This window comes from Pseudomonas sp. PAMC 25886, from assembly GCF_000242655.1.
Lineage (GTDB): Bacteria > Pseudomonadota > Gammaproteobacteria > Pseudomonadales > Pseudomonadaceae > Aquipseudomonas.
The window spans coordinates 1-22,072 of record NZ_AHHC01000041.1 but is presented as its reverse complement, the minus strand read 5'-3'; the positions used below and the strand labels follow the sequence as shown (position 1 = coordinate 22,072).

16 protein-coding genes are annotated in these 22,072 nt (G+C 62.1%); 8 read left to right on the top strand and 8 right to left on the bottom strand.

What is annotated here, in order from left to right:
* Positions 1-664: glutamate synthase-related protein (locus MUM_RS0112890; RefSeq protein ID WP_010170245.1), on the bottom strand; the 664-nt coding region annotated here is incomplete at its 3' end.
* A 201-nt stretch (positions 665-865) separates the two neighbouring features.
* Between MUM_RS0112890 and MUM_RS1000000132805 the strand changes: the two genes are divergently transcribed.
* Complete coding sequence (locus MUM_RS1000000132805; RefSeq protein WP_010170244.1) at positions 866-1,510, top strand: hypothetical protein; 645 nt, start codon at positions 866-868, stop codon at positions 1,508-1,510.
* On the opposite strand, the gene MUM_RS0112880 is transcribed toward MUM_RS1000000132805, so the two are convergent.
* Entirely contained in the window at positions 1,458-2,222 is a 765-nt protein-coding gene (locus tag MUM_RS0112880) for a helix-turn-helix transcriptional regulator (protein WP_010170243.1), read from the bottom strand. The genes MUM_RS1000000132805 and MUM_RS0112880 overlap by 53 nt on opposite strands.
* 94 nt (positions 2,223-2,316) lie before the next feature.
* On the opposite strand from MUM_RS0112880, the gene MUM_RS0112875 reads away from it, so the two are divergent.
* From MUM_RS0112875 to MUM_RS0112865, 3 genes are all read left to right on the top strand, one after another.
* On the top strand, positions 2,317-3,138 hold the full coding sequence (locus MUM_RS0112875; RefSeq protein WP_010170242.1) for a carbon-nitrogen hydrolase family protein: 822 nt from the start codon (positions 2,317-2,319) through the stop codon (positions 3,136-3,138).
* Between the two features lie 156 nt (positions 3,139-3,294).
* The gene (locus MUM_RS0112870) at positions 3,295-4,620 is read left to right on the top strand and encodes an APC family permease (protein WP_010170241.1); all 1,326 of its coding nucleotides are present in this window, start codon (positions 3,295-3,297) and stop codon (positions 4,618-4,620) included.
* A gap of 100 nt (positions 4,621-4,720) precedes the next feature.
* Positions 4,721-4,993, top strand: coding sequence for a type B 50S ribosomal protein L31 (locus MUM_RS0112865; RefSeq protein WP_010170240.1), 273 nt, complete (start codon positions 4,721-4,723; stop codon positions 4,991-4,993).
* A gap of 25 nt (positions 4,994-5,018) precedes the next feature.
* On the opposite strand, the gene MUM_RS0112860 is transcribed toward MUM_RS0112865, so the two are convergent.
* The 4 genes from MUM_RS0112860 to MUM_RS0112845 form a co-directional block, all read right to left on the bottom strand.
* The gene (locus MUM_RS0112860) at positions 5,019-6,425 is read right to left on the bottom strand and encodes an ATP-binding protein (RefSeq protein WP_010170239.1); all 1,407 of its coding nucleotides are present in this window, start codon (positions 6,423-6,425) and stop codon (positions 5,019-5,021) included.
* A 2-nt stretch (positions 6,426-6,427) separates the two neighbouring features.
* Positions 6,428-8,233, bottom strand: coding sequence for a DAHL domain-containing protein (locus tag MUM_RS0112855; protein WP_010170238.1), 1,806 nt, complete (start codon positions 8,231-8,233; stop codon positions 6,428-6,430).
* Entirely contained in the window at positions 8,230-9,162 is a 933-nt protein-coding gene (locus MUM_RS0112850) for a cytochrome-c peroxidase (protein ID WP_029615869.1), read from the bottom strand. The genes MUM_RS0112855 and MUM_RS0112850 overlap by 4 nt, the downstream gene beginning before the upstream one ends.
* 81 nt (positions 9,163-9,243) lie before the next feature.
* On the bottom strand, positions 9,244-11,118 hold the full coding sequence (locus tag MUM_RS0112845; RefSeq protein ID WP_010170235.1) for a putative bifunctional diguanylate cyclase/phosphodiesterase: 1,875 nt from the start codon (positions 11,116-11,118) through the stop codon (positions 9,244-9,246).
* A gap of 258 nt (positions 11,119-11,376) precedes the next feature.
* On the opposite strand from MUM_RS0112845, the gene MUM_RS0112840 reads away from it, so the two are divergent.
* Positions 11,377-12,723: an HD domain-containing phosphohydrolase gene (locus tag MUM_RS0112840; RefSeq protein ID WP_010170233.1), complete on the top strand. Its 1,347-nt coding sequence runs from the start codon at positions 11,377-11,379 to the stop codon at positions 12,721-12,723.
* A 48-nt stretch (positions 12,724-12,771) separates the two neighbouring features.
* Complete coding sequence (locus tag MUM_RS0112835; protein ID WP_010170231.1) at positions 12,772-13,182, top strand: NUDIX hydrolase; 411 nt, start codon at positions 12,772-12,774, stop codon at positions 13,180-13,182.
* A 48-nt stretch (positions 13,183-13,230) separates the two neighbouring features.
* Here the strand turns inward: MUM_RS0112835 and metR are convergent, their stop codons facing one another.
* Both metR and MUM_RS0112825 read right to left on the bottom strand, forming a co-directional pair.
* The gene (metR, locus tag MUM_RS0112830; RefSeq protein ID WP_010170229.1) at positions 13,231-14,148 is read right to left on the bottom strand and encodes a transcriptional regulator MetR; all 918 of its coding nucleotides are present in this window, start codon (positions 14,146-14,148) and stop codon (positions 13,231-13,233) included.
* Positions 14,149-14,279: 131 nt separating this feature from the next.
* Positions 14,280-19,739 (bottom strand): dermonecrotic toxin domain-containing protein, encoded by a 5,460-nt coding sequence (locus tag MUM_RS0112825; RefSeq protein ID WP_010170227.1) that lies wholly within the window; start codon positions 19,737-19,739, stop codon positions 14,280-14,282.
* Between the two features lie 266 nt (positions 19,740-20,005).
* On the opposite strand from MUM_RS0112825, the gene MUM_RS0112820 reads away from it, so the two are divergent.
* Together MUM_RS0112820 and MUM_RS0112815 are read left to right on the top strand one after the other, a co-directional pair.
* On the top strand, positions 20,006-21,025 hold the full coding sequence (locus MUM_RS0112820; protein WP_010170225.1) for an alpha/beta fold hydrolase: 1,020 nt from the start codon (positions 20,006-20,008) through the stop codon (positions 21,023-21,025).
* Positions 21,026-21,087: 62 nt separating this feature from the next.
* Positions 21,088-21,744, top strand: a complete 657-nt coding sequence (locus MUM_RS0112815) for a DsbA family oxidoreductase (protein ID WP_010170223.1) — start codon at positions 21,088-21,090, stop codon at positions 21,742-21,744.
* The last annotated feature ends 328 nt before the right edge of the window (positions 21,745-22,072 follow it).

Sequence of the window (22,072 nt, the reverse complement as noted above, 5' to 3'; positions counted from 1 at the left end):
CGTCGCTGGTGCGGCAGCCGAAGTAGCCGCTGCCCAGTTCCCAGGTCAGGTCGCCGCCGTTTTCCCGGTGGTAGGGGCTGATGCTGCCTTCGCCGGTGTCGTGGGCAAAATTGCCGAGCTTGGCCCCCTGGTTGAGGGCGCGAATCGCGTTGGCGCTCAACGAGCCGAAGCTCATGGCCGAGATGTTGAACACCGAGGCCGAGTACGGCTGCTTGCACTGCGGGCCGCCGACGATCACGCGAAAGGCGCTGGGGTCGCTCAACGGCGCGGGGCGCATGGAGTGGCCGATAAACTCGAAGCCCGACTGGTACACATCGATCAGCGTGCCGAACGGTTTGTCGGCGCTTTCATTCTTGGCGCGGGAGTAGACCAGCGAGCGCTGGGCCCGGGAGAAGGGCAGGGCGTCGCTGTCGGATTCCAGCAGGTATTGGCGGATTTCCGGGCGGATGCCTTCCACCAGGTAACGGATATTGCCCAGGATCGGGTAGTTGCGGCGCACCGCGTGGGGGCTTTGCATCAGGTCGAAAATGCCGATCAGGCTGAGAATGCCGGTGACCACGGCGATCGGCCACAGCCATTCGTGTTCGATAAACGGCATGCTGGCGAGGGTGAAAATGACGCAGACGGCAAAGAACGCGTAACGGCTTAGTAACGACAGGCTCATACGGTTTTTCCTCAGGTTCAACTCTACAGGTCGATCCGCCATTCTGCGCCTGTCCTCAAAGCCCGGACAAGGATTGACCGCTCTGGTGCGAGTTTATTGACCATAGTGCTGCCTGTTTGTGGGAACTCTTCTCCGGGCGATTGCCACTATGGACGCAGGACGTGAATCCCGTATGTCAACTTCTGCCATGAGTGAATTGTTATGACTGTCAGTGCCTCAATTGCCCCTGATCGCTATTTGTCGCCGTCTCTGCCTCAACAAACGGCGCTTGCAAAAAACGATCGAGCGAGCGCGAACGATCTGACACCGCAGCACGAAGTAACGCCCCAAGCGGATGACCCGACGCAGGAGCGGCGTGAGCGTCATGCAGAGGCGGTGTATGACAACCCTGTCGTCAGGTTTCTGCTGAGCCAGAAGGGCGCCGAACGTCAGGAGGCCGATGCGCCGCCCTCGGGCGCCGAGGTGAGACCTGAGGACGCTCCGAAGAACATGACGCAGAATATCGCTGGTGCCGTCGGCAACAAAACATGGATGTTCCCCGGCCTCAGCAACATGGCCCTGGGTGTAGAAAAGTCGGATGGCAGCGCCGCCGGCATGATGGCCGGTGCAAAAACCGGGCTGGAGAAAACCCTCAACGACGGCCTGGAAACGTCGATCCGTGGCGCCGCCCAGGGGAGCCTGATGTCAATCTTCAAAGGCTATGCCGAGGCCGTCGCCAACAACGAAGCCACACCGGCGTTCGTCAAGGAAGTCGTCATCAAACTCCTCGACTGGTTGAGTTCCTGGGGCCGATTCAGCTCGTCTGAGCCTGCAGGAAAATCGAGAACAGCTCCGACTGGGATTTGATTCCCAGCTTGCTGTACATGTGCTTTTTGTGGACCTTCACGGTCTCCACCGAGATTTCCAGCTTGCGTGCAATTTCCTTGCTGGAACAGCCACTGAGCATCAAGCGCCCCACATCCAGCTCGCGTGCGGTTAACTGTGCGCCCCAGTCATCGTTCTGAATCGGCGCCTGCGGGGCGCTCACCTGGTTGAGTTCATGGGGCAGGCGCTGGCGCAGCAGGCTCAATACCCAGGGTTGGATCAGCGACAGCAGGGCTATCTGCTGTGGGTCAAAACGCTGTTTGCAACCCAGGGACAGGCATAAGGTTCGCCCATCCGGTTGCTGGCAATTGAACTGGATTTCATCGGCCACCACGTTCAGCCGGAAGTAGCGCTGGTAGTACTCGGTCAGCTCGAAATGCTCCGGCGCCACCTCGGCCAGGCGAAACAGCCCGGTGCGCGAGTGTTCGCGGCTGGCGATGTAGAAGGGGTCGAGCAGGTACAGGCCGTTGAGGTAGTCCTGGAACAGATGGTCCGGCTCGCCGTCCTGGCCGGGGCATTCGGCGAACACCAACGGCTTGTGCTCGCTGCTGAACAGCAGCACCACCCAACTGTCGAACGGCACGTACTGGTCCAGCAACCGGACCAGTTGCGTCCAGAAATTGGGCTGGTCCAGGGCGTCTATCATTTGCCCCACCGAACGGTGCCAGGCGATGTCTTCCAGCGACAATGTCATGCATCTACCCCCATAGGGTTAACCCGGCTGCGTGATTTCCCGAGTGATTGCGGCCTGCGCATACTGCGCCACAGTTAAAACAACAGGACACACCATGAAGGTCGAATTTGCCCAACTGGCAGGCCGCGATAACGGCACAGCTTACAACCTTGAGCGCGCTTTGGCGGCGATTGCCGCGTGTGCGGCCGATACCCAACTGGTCGTGTTCCCGGAAACCCACCTGATGGGCTTCCCGACCGCCAGCACTGTGGCGGACGTCGCCGAACCGGTGGACGGACCGACCGTGCAGGCCATTATCCAGGCTGCGCGAGCGCGCAACATCGCCGTGGTCATCGGCATGGCCGAGAACGACGCGGGCCAATTCTATAACACCACTTTGATGATCACCCCCGAAGGTATCGCCCTGCGTTATCGCAAGACCCACCTGTGGGCCTCGGACCGCGGCGTGTTCACCCCGGGTGATCGCTACGCCACCTGCGTGTGGAACGGCGTGCGCGTGGGCCTGTTGATCTGCTACGACATCGAATTCCCGGAAACCGCCCGCGCCCTGGCGCAGGTGGGCGCTGAAGTGTTGATCGTCACCAACGGCAACATGGACCCCTACGGCCCGACTCACCGCACCGCGATCATGGCCCGCGCCCAGGAAAACCAGGCGTTTGCGCTGATGGTCAACCGGGTGGAAGCGGGTGACGACGGCCTGATGTTCGCCGGTGGCAGTGCCCTGGTGGACCCGTTCGGCACCTTGTTGTTTGAAGCCGGGCGTGAAGAAGGCCAGTTCAGGGTCGAGCTGGACCTTGGACAACTGGCGGCGGCGCGACAGGACTATCGCTACCTGGATGACCAGCGCTTGAAATTGCCGGGGGAGGTGATTGAGCGCGAGGACGGTACGCGGGAGTTGTTGATCCCCAAAGCCTGATCTCACTGGCAAATGGAATTCCTGTGGTGAGCGAGCTTGCCTCGCGCGGGGCAAGCCCGCTCACCACAAAGGCTGTGCCTTACATAAAAAATAAAGACATTCGCAACACCGACTTCAGTTCTGCCATAACTCTAATAATTGCGCGGAGAATCGCTCATGGCTCGTTTGCAACGCACCCTGTCGTTAGGGTCGGTGGTGCTGTTTGGCATCGCCTATATGACACCGATCATTGTCCTGGGTACCTTCGGCATCCTGGCGCAATCCACCGCCGGCATGGTCCCGGCCGCTTACCTGGCTGCCCTGGTGGCGATGTTCTTCACCGCCATGAGCTACGGCCGCATGGCCTCGGCGTTCCCGGTGGCCGGGTCGGCCTACAGCTACGTGCGCAAGGCCATCAGCCCCAAGCTCGGGTTTATCGCCGGTTGGGCGGTGCTGCTCGACTACCTGTTCCTGCCCATGGCCATCTGGCTGATCGGCGCGGCCTACCTGCATTCAGCCTTCCCGGCCGTACCGCAATGGGTATGGGTCCTGGCGTTTATCGGGGTCACCAGCGTGATCAATATCATCGGCCTGAAACTCGCCAACGGCATCAACGCCTTGCTGATGCTGGTGCAGTTCCTGGTGCTGATTGCCTTCGTCACGCTGTGTATCCACTACATCGGCGGTGACGCCAGCAAGCCGCTGTGGACCATCACCCCGTTCTTCAACGGCCAGATGCAAATGCCGCTGATCATGAGCGGCGCGGCGATCGCCTGCTATTCGTTCCTGGGCTTCGACGCGGTCAGCACCCTGACCGAGGAAACCCGTGACCCACGCCGCACCATTCCCCGGGCGATCATGTTGATCACCCTGATCGGCGGGCTGATCTTCGTCGGCGTGTCGTACTTCGTGCAGATCGCCCACCCGTCATTCGAATTTACCGACGTGGACTCGGCCGCCTATGAGATTGCCCGCAACATTGGCGGCGACCTGTTCGTGTCGATCTTCCTGATCGGCCTGATCGTCGGCCAGTTCGCCTCGGGGCTGTCGGCCCAGGCCAGCGGTTCGCGGTTGCTGTTTGCGATGGGGCGCGACGGGGTGTTGCCCAAGTCGTTCTTCGGCACGTTGCATGCGCGCTTCGGTACGCCGGTGAACAGCATACTGCTGTGCGCCGTGGTGGCCTTGCTGGCGCTGAAGCTGGACGTTACCACCTCCACCTCGTTCATCAACTTCGGCGCCTTCCTGGCCTTCAGCCTGGTGAACCTGTCGGTGATCTTCCACTACTGGATCGGCGCCAAACAGCGTGGGCTGCGGGAGCTGGTGCTGTTCCTGGTGTTCCCGACCATCGGCCTGCTGGCGGATGTGTGGTTGATGGTCAGCCTCGATCACCTGGCGATTTACCTGGGCCTGAGCTGGTTGGCGATTGGCCTGGTGTACCTGGGTTTCCTGACCCGGGGCTTTTCGCAGCAACCACCGGAGATGGACTTCCAGGAAGCCGCATAGAAGCTTGAGGTCTATTCTTATTGCAATCGGTTCTCGTTTGGGTGCATCATTTGTGTTACTGTATAACACTAATTGATCACCCAGACGCCCCGGAGGCCTTATGAAACCTGGTATCCACCCCGACTACCGCACCGTGTTGTTCCACGACACCGCCGCCGATGTGTTCTTCCTGATCGGTTCCACCGTGGAAACCGACCGTACGCAAAAACACAGCGACGGCAACACTTACCCTTACGTGCTCCTCGACGTGTCCAGCGCCTCGCACCCGGTGTACACCGGCCAGCAGCGCAAGACCCAGTCCGAAGGCCGCATCGCTGGCTTCAACAAGCGTTTTGCGTCGTTTGGTTCGGCCCCGAAGAACGCCGAAGCCTGAGCCTGTCCCCTGTAGAGGCTTGCCTTTACAGGGGGTCTGCCGTCTGGCGAATCGGCAATACCACCCGAAACGTCGTGCCCTTGCCCACTTCGCTGTTCACCGAAATCGTCCCGTGATGCTTCTTCACGATCCCGTACGACAGTGACAGCCCCAGGCCTGTACCTTCGCCCACCGGCTTGGTGGTGAAGAAAGGGTCAAAGATTTTCTGCACACTCTCCGGCGCGATCCCGCAGCCGGTGTCCGCCACTTCCAGCCAGACCTTGTCGCCCTCCACGCCGTTGCTGAGGGTGATGGTGCCGCGTTCCGGGCCCATGGCCTGGGCGGCGTTGATCACCAGGTTCATCACCACCTGGTTGAGCTGCGAGGCCAGGCATTCAATGTCCGGCAGCACCTGGAAATGCTTGACCACGTCGGCCTTGTACTTGAGTTCGCTGGCGACAATGTTCAGGGTCGAGTCGATCCCCTGTTGCAGGTTTGCCCACTGCCATTGCTCGTCGTTGTCGACCCGCGAGAAATCCTTCAGGTCCTTGACGATCTGGGCCACGCGGCCAATGCCGTCCTTGGATTCGTGGATCAGAACCGGGATGTCTTCCTTGAGAAACTCCAGGTCCATGGCCTTGCGCAGGCTTTGCAAGTGCGTCAGGCATTCGCCGGGCGCGAGGGCTTCTTCGGCCTGCCGATAGGCGTCGAGCATCTGCTGCAACTGTTTGAAGTAGCCGTCCAGGGTGCTCAGGTTGGAGGAGATAAACCCCACCGGGTTGTTGATTTCATGGGCCACGCCCGCCGCGAGCTGGCCCAGGGACGCGAGTTTTTCCGATTGCACCAATTGGCTTTCCAGTTGCTTGCGCTCATCGATCTCCAGTTGCAGCGCCTGGCTGGTCAGGGTCAACGCCTGGGTGCGTTGCTCCACCAGATGCTCAAGGTGACTGGTTTGCAGGGACGCGCGCCGGGCCATGTCCCATTTGGCCGCGAGGGTGTTGGCCATCTGTTGGACTTCGATGTTGTCGAAGGGCTTTTTCAGGATCAGCAGGCGGTCATGGGCGTGCAGGCGAAACAGCAGTTCTTCCCAGGAATAATCGGAGTAGGCGGTGCACACCACCACTTGCAGGTGCGGGTCGACTTTCCACAGCGCTTCGATGGTTTGCGCGCCGTCCCAGCCCTGGGGCATGCGCATGTCCACAAAGGCCAGGGCATAGGGGCGATCTTGTTGCATGGCCTGGCACAGCAGCTGCAAGCCTTCCTGGCCACCGTAGGCTGAATCCAGCGTGAACGCCTGGGCCTGGGGTTTGACGCTGTCGCCGAACAAGGCGGTTTCCATCTCGTCCAGTTCCAGGTTCGACTCCATGGGCGGCGTCAGGATCTTGCGGAAGTCCTGGTGAATCGACGGGGTGTCATCGATCAGCAGGATTCGCCGGTTCGGTGGTTGGTTCATGCTCATGTCCGTGCGGGGTCAAGGGGGATGTGCAAGGTGAACACCGCGCCTTTGCCCGGGCCGTCGCTGTGGGCGGTCAGGCGGCCCTTCATTTCCAGGGCGGCCAGGGCGCAACTGTGCAGGCCGAAGCCGTGGCCTTCCTTGCGGGTGGTGAAACCGTGGGTGAAGATTCTGGTCATGTTTTCTGCCGGTATGCCTTCGCCTTCGTCCTTGACGCTGATCTGCAAGGTGCCGTCGTCCAGCGGCAGCACCGTCAGGGTCATTTGCCGGGTGCGGTCGGTGAGGTTGGACATCGCATACTTGGCGTTGCTGATCAGGTTGACCAGGATCAGCAGCAACCGATGCTTGTCGGCCATGATCTCGGGCACGTCGTGGTAGTCCTTGACCACCGTCACATGGTGGCGGCTCAGGGCCCCGGAGTTCATGCGCAGGGCATCTTCCATCAACGCACTGATGTGCACCGGCTCCAGCAGCGTGGACGCGCCGGCGTAGGACTGTTGGGTGGACACAATGTCCTTGATGTGGTCGACGCTTTTGCTCAGTTGCGCCAGTTCCTCGGTGAGGCCCTGCTGTTCAGTGGCGATGGCCTCGACCAACTGGTTCAGGTAGCCGGGCAGCAGCTTGCCTTTTTCATCCTCCGTGAGAAAGGTGCCGAGGTCATGGCGGTGCTCGTTGATCAACTGCATGGCCTTGCCCAGCCCCAGCGCCTTGCTGGTGCGCAGCTTGCGCGCCACCAGCTCGGCAGAGATGTTCACGCTGTTGAGCACGTTGCCGACGTTGTGCAGCACGTTGGTCGCGATCTCCGCCATGCCGGCCTGGCGCGCGCTGTCCATGAGTTCGCCCTGGGCATCCTTGAGTTCCCGGGTGCGCTCTTCAACGCGCTGCTCAAGGCTTTCGTTAACCACATGCAGGGCCCGGTTGACCCGGTTGATCTCGGCAAAACTGCGCAACAGGCGAATCGCCAGATACAGCAGCAGCGCCACCAGCAAGGTGGAAAACACCAGCAGGTAGCGGTGGTATTTCTGGTCGAGCAGGTCGGCCGCCGACTGGTCCTGGTTGAGCTGGTTGGTCAGGTCGTCCAGGCGTTCGGCCAGCGGCACGGCGGCGATGCGTTCAAGCAGGCCGTTGACCACGGGCTGTTCCCGCAGGATCAGTGAAATGTGATTGCTGAGAATCTCCACCGGCACCTGGAACGACTCGGGCAGGCTCAGTTTGTTGATCGCCAGTTTGTTCAGGCCCACCAGGATGTCGGCGGCCTTGTCGTCGCTGGTCACCTGGGCGAATTCGAGGCTACTGAGGAGTACGTCGTAGGTGTCGGTGGCGATGCTTTGCTGGAGCAGTTTGTCGGTGTCGGTGAGCGCCAGGAACTGCGCCTGGATATCGTCCTCGGCGGTGGGCAGGAAGGCCAGGGAATTGCGCAACACTGCGTTGTGGGACTTGAACTGGTCCACCAATCGGGCCTTTTCCTGGATCGCCTCGCGATAGGCGTCCTGGCCGGCCTGCCAGCGGGCCGGGTCTTCGTGACGGTGTTGCGATTCGCGACGCTCCAGGCTGGCCCACAGGCGGTTCATTTCGCTGAGAGGCGCCACCAGTGGGTCGTAGTTGTGGGTCAGGGCAATCCTGGCCTTGAGCACTTCACTGTCCCATTGTGAGTTCAGTTGCTTGATTTCGCGGATCAGGTCGCGGGACTCGGTGTAGGTGGTGGTCTGGTCACTCGATGACTTGAGGTACAAAAAAACCAGGGTCGAGGCGAGTATCAGGGTCATGGTGCTGAGCATGAGCTGGGTGGCGCGGCGTGAGAGTTTCATAGTGGCTTGCCTGCCCATTCGCCGGTCAGGGTTTTCAGGAACAGCACGATCAGGGTCGTGTCTTCAGCCGAGGGAACGCGACCCAGTTGGTACTTGAACATCACGTCGACGGCTTCTTCGAGGGTCTTGGCCGAGGCGTCGTGAAAGTACGGTGCGGTGACCGCCACATTGCGCAGGCTGGGCACTTTGAACACGTTGCGGTCTTCCTCGTCCTTGGTCAGCAGGTAGCGTCCCAGGTCGGCTTCGGTGGGGTTGCCACGGGCCTTGAAGTAGTCGCCCATCACGCCGAACTTCTGGTACATGTTGCCGCCGATATTGGCACCCTGATGACAGGCGATGCAGCCGTATTCCTTGAAGCGCTGGTAGCCGTATTTTTCTTTAAGGGTGAGGATGTCGGTGTTGCCTTCCAGGTATTGGTCGAAGCGCGAATGCGGGGTTAGCAAGGTGCGCTCATAGGTCGCCAGGGCATTTTGCACATTGGCGGGTGTGATGCCGTCGGGGTAGATCTGCTGGAACGTGGCCTGGTAGTGGGGCAGTGCCGACAAGGTCGTCACCACCGTTTGCCAGTCGTTGCCCATTTCCATCGGGCTGGTGACCACCAGCTCGACCTGCGCCTCCAGGGTGTCGACCCGGGCATTCCAGAACTGCTTGAAGTTCAGGCTGGCGTTGAACACGGTCGGGGTGTTCAGCGCCACCGGCTTGCCGTCGAAACCCAGGGAGAAGGGCCGGTTGTCGACGCCGCCGGTTTGCAAGTCATGACAGCTGGCGCAGGACTTGGTGTTATTGACCGACAGCCGTGTTTCATTGAACAACTGACGCCCCAGCTCCACCGTTGCCACGTCCAGAGATGGCACCGGCGGCAGCGGTTTGAGGGGTTCATCCAGCGGCGCGGCCATCACCGGCAGGCAGGTTGCCAGCCAAAGCGTGATGGCGAGCCCGGGCGCCCGGGAAGACCGGAGAACGTAGCGTGGCGTGGCGTCGCTCAAGCGATGATTCCTTGGGGCAGAAGGTTATTGGCTGGGCATCAGGGTACGTCGCCCGGCTTGCATCAGTTGGGCGAACTCTTCGGCGGGCACGGCCTTGCTGAACAGGAAACCCTGGCCCTCTTCGCAGTGGTGGGCCTTGAGGAAATCCAGCTGCTCCACCGTCTCCACGCCTTCGGCAATGATGTTCAGGTCCAGGCTTTTACCCAGGCTGATGATCGCGCTGATCAATTGCGCGTCCTGGGTGTTTTTACTCAAGCCGCGAATGAACGACTGGTCGATTTTCAGCACATCAATCGGAAACCGCCGCAGGTAGCTGAGGCTGGAATAGCCGGTGCCGAAATCATCCACCGCCAGGCGCACGCCCATGGTCTTGATCGCCCGCAGCGTGGTCAGCGTGTCCTCGACGTTTTGCATCAGCACGCTTTCGGTAATCTCAAGCTCCAGCAAGCCCGGCGCGAGGTGGGTGCGTTCGAGGATGGCCGCCAGGTTGGCGACAAAATCCCGCTGGCGAAAATCGATGGCCGAGATGTTCACCGAAATGCACAACGGGGTCAGGCCGCAGGCCTGCCAGGCTTGGGCTTGCTCGCAGGCCTGGCCCAGTACCCATTGGCTCAGGGGCACGATCAGGCCGCTGTCTTCGGCCACCGGAATAAAGGCCGACGGGTACACCCAGCCATGGTCGGGCTGGTGCCAGCGAATCAAGGCTTCCGCGCCGACGATCCGCCCGCTGTTCAAATCCAGTTTCGGCTGGTAGTGCAAGACAAACTCATTGCGTTGCAGGGCCAGCCGAATCGCGGTCTCCAGGCTTTGTTGTTCCTGGGCGCGGCGATTCATGTCATCAATGAAAAAGCTGAAATCATTGGGGCCATGATCCTTGGCGGCGTGCATGGCGGTTTCGGCTTTCTTGATCAACTCCACGGCGCTGAAACTGTCGTTGGGGTAAATGCTGATGCCCAGGCTGGCGGTGACGCTCAGGTCGTGGCCGGCCACGTAGCGAATGTGGCTGACGGCCTTGAGGACTTTTTCGGCAATGTGCTGGGTTTGCTGGGGATGATGAACGTCGTTGAGGATCAGCACGAACTCGTCGGAGCCGTAGCGAAACACCGAGTCTGATTCGCGCACGGCCGCCACCAGGCTTTGGCTGACTTGCTTGAGCACTTCATCGCCCACCGGGTGGCCCAGGGCGTTGTTGATGCGCTTGAAGCGGTCCAGGCCGATAAACATCACCGCCAACTGGGTGTCGTGGCGCCTGCAGACCGCGATGGCCTGGGTCAGCCGGTCTCCCAGCAAGGTGCTGTTGGGCAGCTCGGTGAGGGCGTCGTATTGCAGCAGGTGCGAGACCTTGAGCAGTTCCTGCACCCGCTCCTCCACCGTACGCTCCAGGCCCATCAGCTTGAGCGCGGCATCTTGTGCCAGCTGCCATTTCCAGGTCAGGGCGCTGGCCATCTGGCGGATTTCGAGGTTGTCGAAGGGTTTTTTCAGGATCAGCAGTTGGTCGTCGTATTTGAGCCGCGCCTCGATGGCTTCGAAGGAGTAGTCGGAGTAGGCCGTGCACAGGGCGATTTGCAGGTGCGGGTCGACGGCCCACAGCTGTTCGATGGTCTCCAGGCCGTCCCAGCCCGGGGGCATGCGCATGTCGATAAACACCAGGGCGTAGGGCGTGTTGGCGGCCAGGGCCTTGGTCACCAGGGCCAGCGCTTCCTGGCCCTGGTAGGCCGAGTCCAGCAGGAACGTCTGGCGCACCGCCGGGGCGGTGCCGAACAGGGTCTCTTCGATGCTGTCCAGGGACTGGCCGCCGTTGGCGTCGGCCTCGAGGATCTTGCGGAAGTCTTCGTGGATCGACGCGGTGTCGTCGACGATCAGGATTCGCCGGTTGGCCCGTGTGGAGCGCGGGTTCACGAGCGGTTCCGGGAGGCGCTCAACTGCATATTCTGGCGCATGTGGCTTCCTTACCTTGAGTGCATCGGTAAACAGGGGCGGTCATGGGCTTCATGCCACAAGCATAGTTGGCTCCCTTGAATAAGTCGGCCAGTTGGCGTCAAATCAACGCCAGTTACCCCCGTCTTCATCTAGCGCTCAATGCCCCTGCAAGTACAGCGATTGATGATGACCGGGGCGCAATGGTGCAATTTTGTGTCATTGAGAGGAGGTGTCGCCATGGACGAGCAACTTGCTACGACTGCCCCCTACACCCCCACGATTCTGCTGGTCGATGACGAAGAGTCGATCCTCAACAGCCTGCGCCGCCTGCTGCGTGGCCAACCCTATGACGTGCTGCTGGCCGGCAGCGGCGCCCAGGCCCTGGAAATCATGGCGGCCCGGCCCATCGACCTGATCATGACCGACGCCCGCATGCCGGCCATGGACGGTGCAATGCTGCTGGCCGAGACCCACCGGCTGTACCCGGCCACCACGCGCATCCTGCTGACCGGCTACGCCGACATGAGCATGATGATCAAGGCGATCAACGAAGGGCAGATACACCGCTACATCAGCAAACCCTGGAACGACGAGGAAATGCTCCTGACCTTGCGCCAGTCCCTGGAGCACCAGCATTCCGAGCGTGAGCGGCTGCGCCTTGAACAGTTGACCCGCGAGCAGAACGACCAGTTGAAAGCCCTCAATGCGACCCTCGAAAAACGCGTCGTGGCGCGCACCTCCGAGCTGCAGCAGACCGCCGACATGCTCGACCTGGCCTACGATGAGCTCAAGCGCAGCTACGTGACCGGTACCGAGGTGTTTTCGCTGCTGGCCAACCTGCGGCTGCCCAAGGAAAAACAGACCAACCGCCAATTGATCGAACTGATCCGCGTGTACTGCAAGTTCCAGCCCATGGACGAAGCCAGCGCGCGCGACCTGACCATGGCCGCCGCGCTCTATAACATCGGCAAGCTGAGTTGGAGCGACAGCATGATGGTGTCGCCCTCCGACCTGCTGCACAGCACCGACCGTGAACGCTACCGCGCGTACCCGGCCCAGAGTGAATCGTTGCTGATGACCCTGGAGCCGATGAAAGATGCCGCGCGCCTGATCCGCCATCACCAGGAGCGCTGGGACGGCAGCGGCTTTCCCGACCACCTCAAGGGTGACGCGATTCCGTTTGGCTCGCGCCTGTTGAAGCTGGCGGTGGACTTTATCGAACTGCAACGCGGCCTGATCCTGGAGCGGCAAATGAACAGCGACGAAGCGCTGCTCTACATCCGCAAATACGCCGGGCGTCTTTACGACCCGGACATGGTGGAAGACTTTATCCAGGCCTGCGCCGCGTTCCTCAGCGACGTGACCCTGGGCGACCCGACCGTGAAAGTCCTGACCACCCGCGAGCTGGCCGAAGGCATGGTACTGGCGCGTAACCTCAACGCCGACAACGGCATGCTGCTGCTCAACGCAGGCAAGGTGCTGAACCTGCCGCTGGTGGACAAGCTGATTGCGTTCGAGGCCATGGAGGGGGCGAAGTACAGCGTGTTTATCAAAGCGCCGGATGAGGCCCTGCTTTCGGGTTGAGGCCGGTTCATGGGATCCTTGCGCCTTTGTATTGAAGGCGACCCACCCATGACCTCCACCATTCGCATCGCCGCCGCCCTGCTGATCGGCAGCGACGGCCAGACCCTGCTGGTGCGCAAGCGCGGTACCCAGGCCTTTATGCAGCCGGGCGGCAAGATCGACGCCGGCGAGCAACCTGCCGAGGCCCTGGCCCGCGAGCTGCACGAAGAACTGGGCCTGCGGATTGATCCGGCGACGGCGATGTACCTGGGCCAGTTCTCGGCCCCGGCGGCGAATGAGCCGGGTTTTGTGGTTCAGGCCGAGTTGTTCCAGGTGCACATCGACGTGCCGGTGACCCCGGCCGCCGAGATTGAAGAGGTGCGCTGGATCGACCCGGCCGGCGACGGCGATTTGCACCTTGCGCCCCTGACCCGGGACCTGATCCTGCCGTTCTACCGCGCGTCTCTAACGGGTGCGTGAAACTGTGGTGAGGGAGCAAGCTCCCTCGCCACAGGTACCCGCTGTTCATCAGCGTACGGCGCTGACCCCATCCAGGGTCGAAAACGAGGTGTCCTTGGCCGTCAGCAAAAAGTCGCGCATGTACGGCGCGTCGAGCATGTCGGCACGAATCCCGGCATACAGCGTGGCAAACAGGCCTTTCTCCCCCAGCCGCTTGGCTTTCACATACCCCCGGGAGCTGTATTCATGCAGCGCCCAATGGGGCATGCCGCACACGCCGCGACCGCTGGCCACCAACTGCATCATCATCACCGTCAGCTCCGAGGTGCGCACCTGGGCCGGTTCCACATCGGCCGGTTCCAGGAAGCGGGTGAAGATGTCCAGGCGGTCGCGCTCCACCGGGTAGGTGATCAGGGTTTCGCTGATCAGGTCTTCGGGCACGATGTACGGCTTGTTCGCCAGCGGGTGCTGGTTGGCCACCGCGAGCATGGCCTCGTAGGTGAACAACGGCACATAGGTGATGCCCGGCAGCTCCAACGGGTCGGACGTCACCACCAGGTCCAGGTCGCCACGGGCCAGGGCCGGCAACGGCGCGAAGGCGAAGCCGGAGGCCAGGTCCAGCTCGACTTCCGGCCAGGCGTCGCGGAACTGGTCGATGGTCGGCATCAGCCACTGGAAGCAACTGTGGCACTCGATGGCCATGTGCAAGCGACCGGCCGTGCCGCCCGCCAGGCGCGCGATGTCACGCTCGGCGCCGCGCAGCAGGGGCAGGGTGGCGTCCGCCAGTTGCAGCAGGCGCAGCCCGGCGCTGGTGAAGCGCAACGGCTTGGTCTTGCGCACAAACAACGGCATGCCCAGGCGTTCCTCAAGCTCCTTGAACTGGTGGGAAAGCGCGGACTGGGTCAGGTGCAGGCGTTCAGCGGCTTCCACCAGGCTGTCGGCCTCGCGCAGGGCGTGCAGGGTCTTGAGATGACGGATTTCGAGCACGGGCTCTCCATGAATATAACTTGTGACAAATTCGAATAGGGTGAGTTTGTCTCATGTTGCCCTGGCTGTCGACAGGCCCTGTGTGCACACCGCGCTGGCGATGCCTGGCCAGCGCGGTGTTTCCGTCCGTATTACAGCTCGGCAAAGTGCCGGTTCGCCAGCGGCCGGCCGATATTACCGCGCCAGATCGGGTCGACGCTGGCCCCGGCTTCCGCCTGGGCGCGTTGCCATTGCAGGCCCAGGTTGCGCTGCTCGGGGATCTTCAAGTGGGCCTTGATGAACTCATCGAAGCGCGCCCCGGCCTTGTCGTAGTGGAAGTGCGCGTACCACAGCAGATGCTGCGGGGTTTTGCTCACGTCCCACACCACGTACTCCTGCAGATAGTCCGGCCGGCCTTTCTGACCTGCATTGAGGTTGCGTGCCGGCTCACCCTTGCGAATCTCCACCAACTGTTGCTCGCGCAGGTAATCCAGATAGCCCTCGGTGGGTGTCTGGCTGGCCAGGGTCTGGCGTACACGCAGGTTGCGGCCCTGGGTGGTCAGGCTCGCGGCCTGTGTACGCAATTGGGCAAGGATCGGATCCCGTGGCACCAATGTGCCGATGGTCCGGGCGCGCTCCAGCAGTTCTTCGGCTTCCCTGGCGAGCATCTCTTCCAGATCCACCGGCAGCATATTCTGGCGGGCGTACTCCTCGACTTTACGCTGGTATGCCTGCACGGCATTAAGTCGTGCGCGGGCTTCGTCGATCAGTGCAAGCGCGTTGGTTGCAGCCCGAACCGGTGGTGCAACGGGCGCCGGGTTGGTCAGGTGGAATCGGCCGTTGGCGCCTTGCTCCCAGATCTCAGTCCGGCCTTCTGCGCCAGTGAGGGTATAACGCCTTGCCTTGGTGACCGGGTCAACGTGTTCCACCCCAATCAGCAAGGTCTGGTCGTCGGTTTCGAAGATCCTGCGGGTACTGCCCGCCGGCGCCCGGGAGGTGGGCTCGGTGAGGGCTTTGCGGGCGCGCTCGCTCATTTTGTTGAGTTCATCGATCAGCGCCTGCACGTAGGCGGCGTCGAAGTGTTGGCGGTAGCTGGCGGTCCACCGGTTTAAATTGCCGCGCATTTGCGCGTAGACGTCCACGCAGTAGTTGAGCAGGGTATTGCGCTGGCTTTGCGTGGCGCTGACTTCAAGCATGTTGGCTTGCAGGTACAGTGCCCGGTGCACCGCGCTTTTTGAATTGTTCAGGGGCCCTTGAAGGTAGTGCCAGGACGCGTCTCCAATGCCTTTGCGATGATCGACCAGCTCCAGCAGCGTTTCGACCTTCATCTGCTCTCGGTGCCTGGCCGACAGGTGCCGGTTGATCACCTCGGAAGCGCTGGTAAGGCCTTGGCGCTGTTGTGGGATGGTGACGCGTTTGATCCAGCTGTTCATGGTCTCTATGGTGCTGTCCAACTGGCGAAGCAGGTCCAGAATGGCAATTTCCCGGGCTCTGATTTGCTCGCGCAACGTGGCACGGGCTGACAGCTGTTCGTAGGGCGTGGCGTCCAGGCGGGCGACCGCCAGGTCAATGGCTTCGTCGTTGATCACCAGCTGTCGGCCCTTGATCTTGGCCTGCCATTGCGAGTTCCACACGACTGAGCAGGCGGCGTCGCTCTTGGCTTTGCCTCCCAGTCGGCCTTTGTTCCCGTGAGCCCCAAGGGTCAGGCCCTCGATGTCCTGATACAGGCGTGAGTTCAGCTCGATGCTGTCGGCCAGTTCTTTTTCCAGGTTGGGAATCACGCCCATGTCACCACTTTCGAAGTGACCCGTCAGGCTTTTGATGCGGTCCTTTTGCCTGAGGGCGGCATCGTTAGTGCGCTCGACGCTGGACGCCAACGCTCGCTGGCGATAGTACGTGCGGTCGACCAGCCAGCGTGGCAACCGCTCACGAATTGCCAGGGGCCACATCGGTTCGAGTACATCCGCCACGTGCCCCAGCACACCGCCGCCGCCGGCGAGGCCGCCATTGAACGCGGTGCCGTAGACCCCGTAATGCGTGTCCCATTCGCCACTTTCGTCGAGGGCGATCGGCTGTTTGTAGCTCTTCTGGCGCGTGGGGCTCAGGCGCCAGTCCAACGCATCGCCCAGCCGTTCCACCTTGTAGATACGTCCGCGCCGCACGATGAAGTCACCGTCGCCATGCCGGTAAATGTTGCGGTACGGGCCGTGGCTGTGGGGCTGCAGCCCGGCAAGGGACACCACGCCTTCATACTCATAGCCGTCGAAACGCTGCAGAGCACGGCGTGCCTGGGTGGCGGAAGGCAGGTGCAGGCTGGCGGGATGGGCGCGCAGGTGACGCAGTTGCCGTTGACGGGTAGCGGCGCGAGCGTTGGTGGGCAGCAGCCCCGCAGAGCCCGGCAGGATATCCATGGCGCAATCAATCAGCGACAACAGCACCGCTTCGACCTCTGCCAGGCCATGCCCGACGTCGCCGCGCAAGAACGCCGCCACCGCCAGGTTGGCGCTGTTCCAGGCGTCATACAGCGCAATGGCCGTGCCCACGAAAGGCACCAGGCCCAGCGCGATTTTCAGGTAGTTGAAGATCATGCCGCTGCGCAGCGCGTTCTGTTCCAGCAGCAAGGCGGCATTGGAGCGTGAGGTCGCGCGATGAGCCTCGATGACCCGGCCCATATGGCTGTTGAGCAAGTGCTCGGGCAATGAGGTGGTCGCTGGCCACCGCGCGCCGACCTCGACCATGGCGTCGAAATTTTTCTGCTGCGCCTGGGCGATCCGCGACAAGTGGGCGGCGGCATCGCCCTTGATGGCACGCCCTGCCAGGTAGTCACCCATGCCGCTGGCCAGGCTGCGGTCGTACAGCGCCTTGCGAGCCAGTTCCAGGCTGGCGTAACGGCGCAGCGGCTGGCCGTCCGGAGTGTCGGGCAGGTAGAGCAGGGTCCGGCCCGACACCGGGTCCTGGATGAAGGTGATGCCGAACAGGCCGCTCGGGCTGTGGTCGGTGTCGGTGCCGCCTGCGCTCAACTGTGCCGGCAGCAACACGAATGGCTGGCGCGCTTCAACGGCATTGTTCAGGAGCAGCAGGTCGGTGTCGTCGAGCCGGCCCTGGGCGCGGGCGAACTTGCCCTGCAGGATGAGCATCAGGCGCAGTGGTTCGCTCAGGCACTCGCGCTGATGCTGGCGGGTAAACAGCGGCGTGTCCGGGTCACCGAGGAAGGTGCGAGTGATCAGGTGTTCGTAGGCGCCGGCCAGATCCAGTTCGGTGACCAGTTTCTTGAGGTAATCCAGGGTCAGGCCGTTTTTCAGCCGATCGGCTTCGATCGGACTCTGACTGGTGACGGTCACTTGTCTGAAACCCAGGCGCTGCTCGACGTTGGTGTCGATGTTCTGTTGCGCCAGTTGCAACAGCGACCAGTTGCTGCGACGCGCGCTGGGCACCAGCACATTTTTGAACGGCGTGCCGGGGCCCGCATGTTGGTCCAGGAGCTGGCGCTCCCAGCTCACCGAGTCAGGCAGGTTCAGTTGCACGTGAGCGTCGTGTTCAAGCTTGAAGTCCTCACGCAGGCGCTGGTTCAGGCGGCGCCGGCCGAAGTCCTGGAAGGGTTCCAGGTCGCGTTCGAGCAGTTGCTGGGCGTGGTGCAGGGCGTTGATCTGGGCCTTGATCAGCCTCTTGAAGGTGTGGCGGGCGTCAGCCGATAGTTGGCTCAGTTCGCCGGGCAACGCGCCGGCCAGGCTGACACTGCGCTGTTGTTCCAGCAGCTGCGTATAGGCCAGCCCGCGGGCCTGATGGGTGGGAATCAGCAGGGTGGACAAGGTCTGTTCGTGAAGTTTGCCCAGGGCCTCATCGCGTTGATGGGCAAGGGCCGGCACGGGGTAACGCATGATCGCTTCGGCGGCCTGTTGCTCACTGGCGTACAAACGTTGTTGGAGCGAGTGTTCAAACGGGTCGCCACTTAACTCGGCCCATTGCAGGGTGGTGCTGGCGTCGCCCGGCAGCTTGAACAGTGACTGGTCCAGGGCCTGGCGGGATTCGAAACGCTGCAAGCCGCCGCCGTTGCCGGGCCAGTACAACAACAGGCTTTGGGGCGTGGAGGCGGTGAGGGCGCCGGTCCGGGTGATCACCAGCAGGCCTTCCAGCTCATGTGTCGTTTCGCTGGGGTCACTGCTGACCAGGATCAGGCGCGCTGCGGTCACTTCGGGCCGGCGCTCTGCGGCGGCGGGATGGTCCAGCAGGGCCAGGAGCAGGCGATGTTCGTCGTCGCTGATTTGCTTGAGCGCATGCTGGATCGCCGCTTCGGCGCGTACGGCGGCGAGTTGCGCTTGATACAACGCGTCGTAGTGGGCGTTGGGTTTATGCCGCAGCTCCAGGCGTTCAAGGGCCGTGCGCCGCCCCAGCAGGGCGCTGGCAGCGTCATTGCCGGCCTGCTCGGCAGCGTCCTGCGCCTGCATCAACAATTTCAGTTGGGCCAGTTGGGTGGCGTATTGTGCGTCGCCGCCCAGATAGCGTTCGAGGTCCAGGCGTTGCTGTTTGATTGAGGCCCAGCGCTCGCTCAGGGTGATGTCGGCGTTGAGGTTACCGAACGGTGTGGGCAGGTCGTCGTCATCGGGCCCCGACATGGCGAGCGTGGGAGGCAAGGCAAACAGCGGATTTTCGCGGCGCTGACGGTCCAGTCGATCGGCATCGTCGAGGGCGTGGCGGGCATAGCGGGCCAGGTTGCTGCCGTTGCGGTGGCGGTTACGCAGGCTTTCCAGTTGTGCTGTCAGCAAATGCTCCAACACGTCGTGGGCCCCCGAATCCAGGGCATCGCTGCGCAGGGTGTAGTCGAAGGTGACCGAGGTCGCCGGCACATCCGATGGGATCAATTGTTGGGCCGGGGCCGTCAACCAATGCTCCATCTCGCGACGCTCGCTGAATACCATCAGGCTTGGCTGGCGGCTGGGCAGGTACAGGGTTTGGGTGAGCGGCGATGGCCCGCTGGCGCTGATGACCCAGGCACCCGGCAGTTTGACTTTGCTCTGGTCGGGCAGGTTCAGGGCCAACTGGTGGGTTTCACCAGGCAGGAATGGGCCTGGGTTCAGCCGTGTTTGCAGGGGGTGGAGCTGTTCGGTGCTGAGGTGCCCGAGGGCGTAGGCGGTCTGGCCGCAGGCTTCGATATGTTGGCGATACAACTGCACCACACGGTCGGTTCGCGACAGCGGCGTACCTGGCGCTCGCGCGGCCCAGTAGGCGTTCCAGCGGTTCTTGAGCAGTTGTTCCAGGTTCAGCGTCTTGAGGTATCCCAGCAACTGTATCGGTGTCAGGTTGGCCAGCCGGTGCCCGGCCAGGCCGACGGTGGTGCACTGGGTGTCAAGGCTGGGGGAGATGTCCGGAAACTGGCAGATAAACGCCCAGGCGTCCGTCAGGCTGATGAAGGACTCATCGTCCTGCTCTGTCTTGAAAATGCCCAGGCCGACGGGCCCGGGTCCCATCTGCAATTGTTCTTTAAGCACCCCACTGATGGAGTCGCGCACGCCGGGCGCTTGGGCAATCAGCTCATGCAGGCCCTGGCGACTTTCACGCCAGCGCGCGTTAGCCAGAAGGTGCAGGCTCTGGTCCAGGCGTAGTGCCTGGGTCAAGAGCGTGGGGGAGCTAAAGTCGCCCTGTGAAGTGGGGAGGGGGGGATGGTCAGTTCGCTCATGTTGATGGGTTCATGCTCTGGTGAGACCGGGCTTGCCGGTGAGTACCCCTATTTAAGAGGTGCGGCCAGGGCGTGGGGTGATAAATAGATACGCAAATGACCGCTGGGCACTCTTCATCAAACTGTCATGGAACTGTGGCAGCGCGCTTGAACAAACTTCATCAGACTCGCGCTCTACTGGGGTTCTGCGTTTCGGTGTTTTTCATGCGCGTGTTGTTTTTACTGGCCGCTTTAGTGTTCGGCCTGCCGTCTTTTGCGGCGTCTCGATGTGATGTCAATGTCCCGACCCAAACGGTCGACCTGGCTCAGGTAAGCATCGCTTACCAGAGTATCGGGCGTGCGTCCGACCCTGCCTTGCTGCTGGTGATGGGCCTGGGCGGGCAGTTGATCCACTGGCCGGACGAAGTGGTGGTTGCCCTGTGCGAGCAGGGTTTTCGGGTGATTCGTTATGACAACCGCGATGTCGGCCTGTCCACCTGGCGCCAGGCGCCCGCCAGCGCCAACCTGACCTTCGAAGTGCTGCGCTACAAGCTCGGCCTGCCGGTGGCGGCGCCCTACACGTTGACGGACATGGCCGACGACGCGCTGGGGTTGATGGACGGCTTGCACATCCAGCAATTCCACGTACTGGGCGCAAGCATGGGCGGGATGATCGCCCAGCACCTGGCGGCCATGGCGCCGCAGCGGGTGGAAAGCCTGACGCTGATCATGACCAGCTCCGGCGCCGAAGGCCTGCCCGCCCCGAGTGCGGCCCTGGTGCAACTGTTGTCGCGGCGCAGCGCACCCAATCGCGAAGTGGCCCTGGAACAACAGGCCGACCTGCTGGCCGCGTTGGGCAGCCCTTATGTGAAGGATGACCGCAAGGTGCTGCTGCAACAGGCGGCGCAGTCTTACGACCGGGCGTTCAACCCCGACGGTGTAAAGCGCCAGATCATGGCGATCCTCGCCGAGCCCAGCCGGGTGCCGTTGCTGAACCAGCTGCGGGTGCCGACGCTGGTGGTGCACGGCACCGCCGACCCGCTGTTGCCGGTGATGCACGGCGTGCACCTGGCGGCGCATATCCAGGGCAGCCAGCTGCGGCTGATTCCGGGCCTGGCCCATCGTTTCCAGGAGGCGTTCAAGGCGCCGTTGCTGGCGGCGGTATTGCCGTACCTGCAAGCCCATCGCGAGGATGCGGCGCATTGGGCGCAGATCGACCCGGTGACGCCCGCCAAGGTTTTGTAAGGGCGTAACGGGGTGTATCGTGGGACCTTTCCGGCGTTTGAAGCCAGCGAGGTTGCCTAGTCATGAGTACTCCCCTGAAAATCGATTTCGTCAGCGACGTGTCTTGCCCCTGGTGCATCATCGGCCTGCGCGGGTTGACCGAGGCTCTGGACCAGTTGGGGCCGGAGGTGCAGGCCGAGATTCATTTCCAGCCCTTTGAGCTGAACCCGAACATGGTTCCTGAAGGCCAGAACATTACTGAACACATCACTGAGAAATATGGCTCTACGGCTGAGCAATCCCAGGCTAACCGCGCGCGGATTCGCGACATGGGGGCGGAGTTGGGGTTTGCGTTTCGCACTGACGGGCAGAGCCGGATCTACAACACCTTTGATGCGCACCGCCTGTTGCATTGGGCTGGGCTTGAGGGGTTGCAGTACAACCTGAAGGAAGCGTTGTTCAAGGCGTATTTCACTGACCAGCAGAATCCGTCTGATCATGGGACGTTGGCGGCGATTGCCGAAGGGGTTGGGCTGGATCGTGTGCGGGCAGAGGAAATTCTGGCTTCGGATGAGTATGCGGCCGAGGTGCGGGAGCAGGAGCAGTTGTGGGTGTCGCGCGGGGTGAGTTCGGTGCCGACCATTGTGTTTAATGATCAATATGCGGTGAGTGGTGGGCAGCCGGCTGAGGCGTTTGTCGGAGCGATTCGGCAGATTATCAGTGAGGCTTCCGAAGGCTGATCGGTGTACATATCCGTTTTTTTGGTAACGGCGGCTATTGGTTCCGCTCTTACAGCGGGTCACTTTGGAAAAGCCCCAAAGTAACCAAAGGGCTCTGCCCCGCCTGTCGGCACCTCGCTAAGGCTCGGTGTTCCCTCACTCCGGGATTGCTCCGCGGGCCGCCGCGACGGGGCGTCCCTGCCCCGTCGCGGCTAAACCGGCGTCCTGCCGGTTTACCCGCTCCTCAATCCCTGCGTTCGGCCTCGGGCTTATTGGGGCAGTCAGAGCCAGATCAAGATCAAAATCTACAGCACAGCGGCCTACAGGCCGGCTTGAGTGGTAGAAGCCA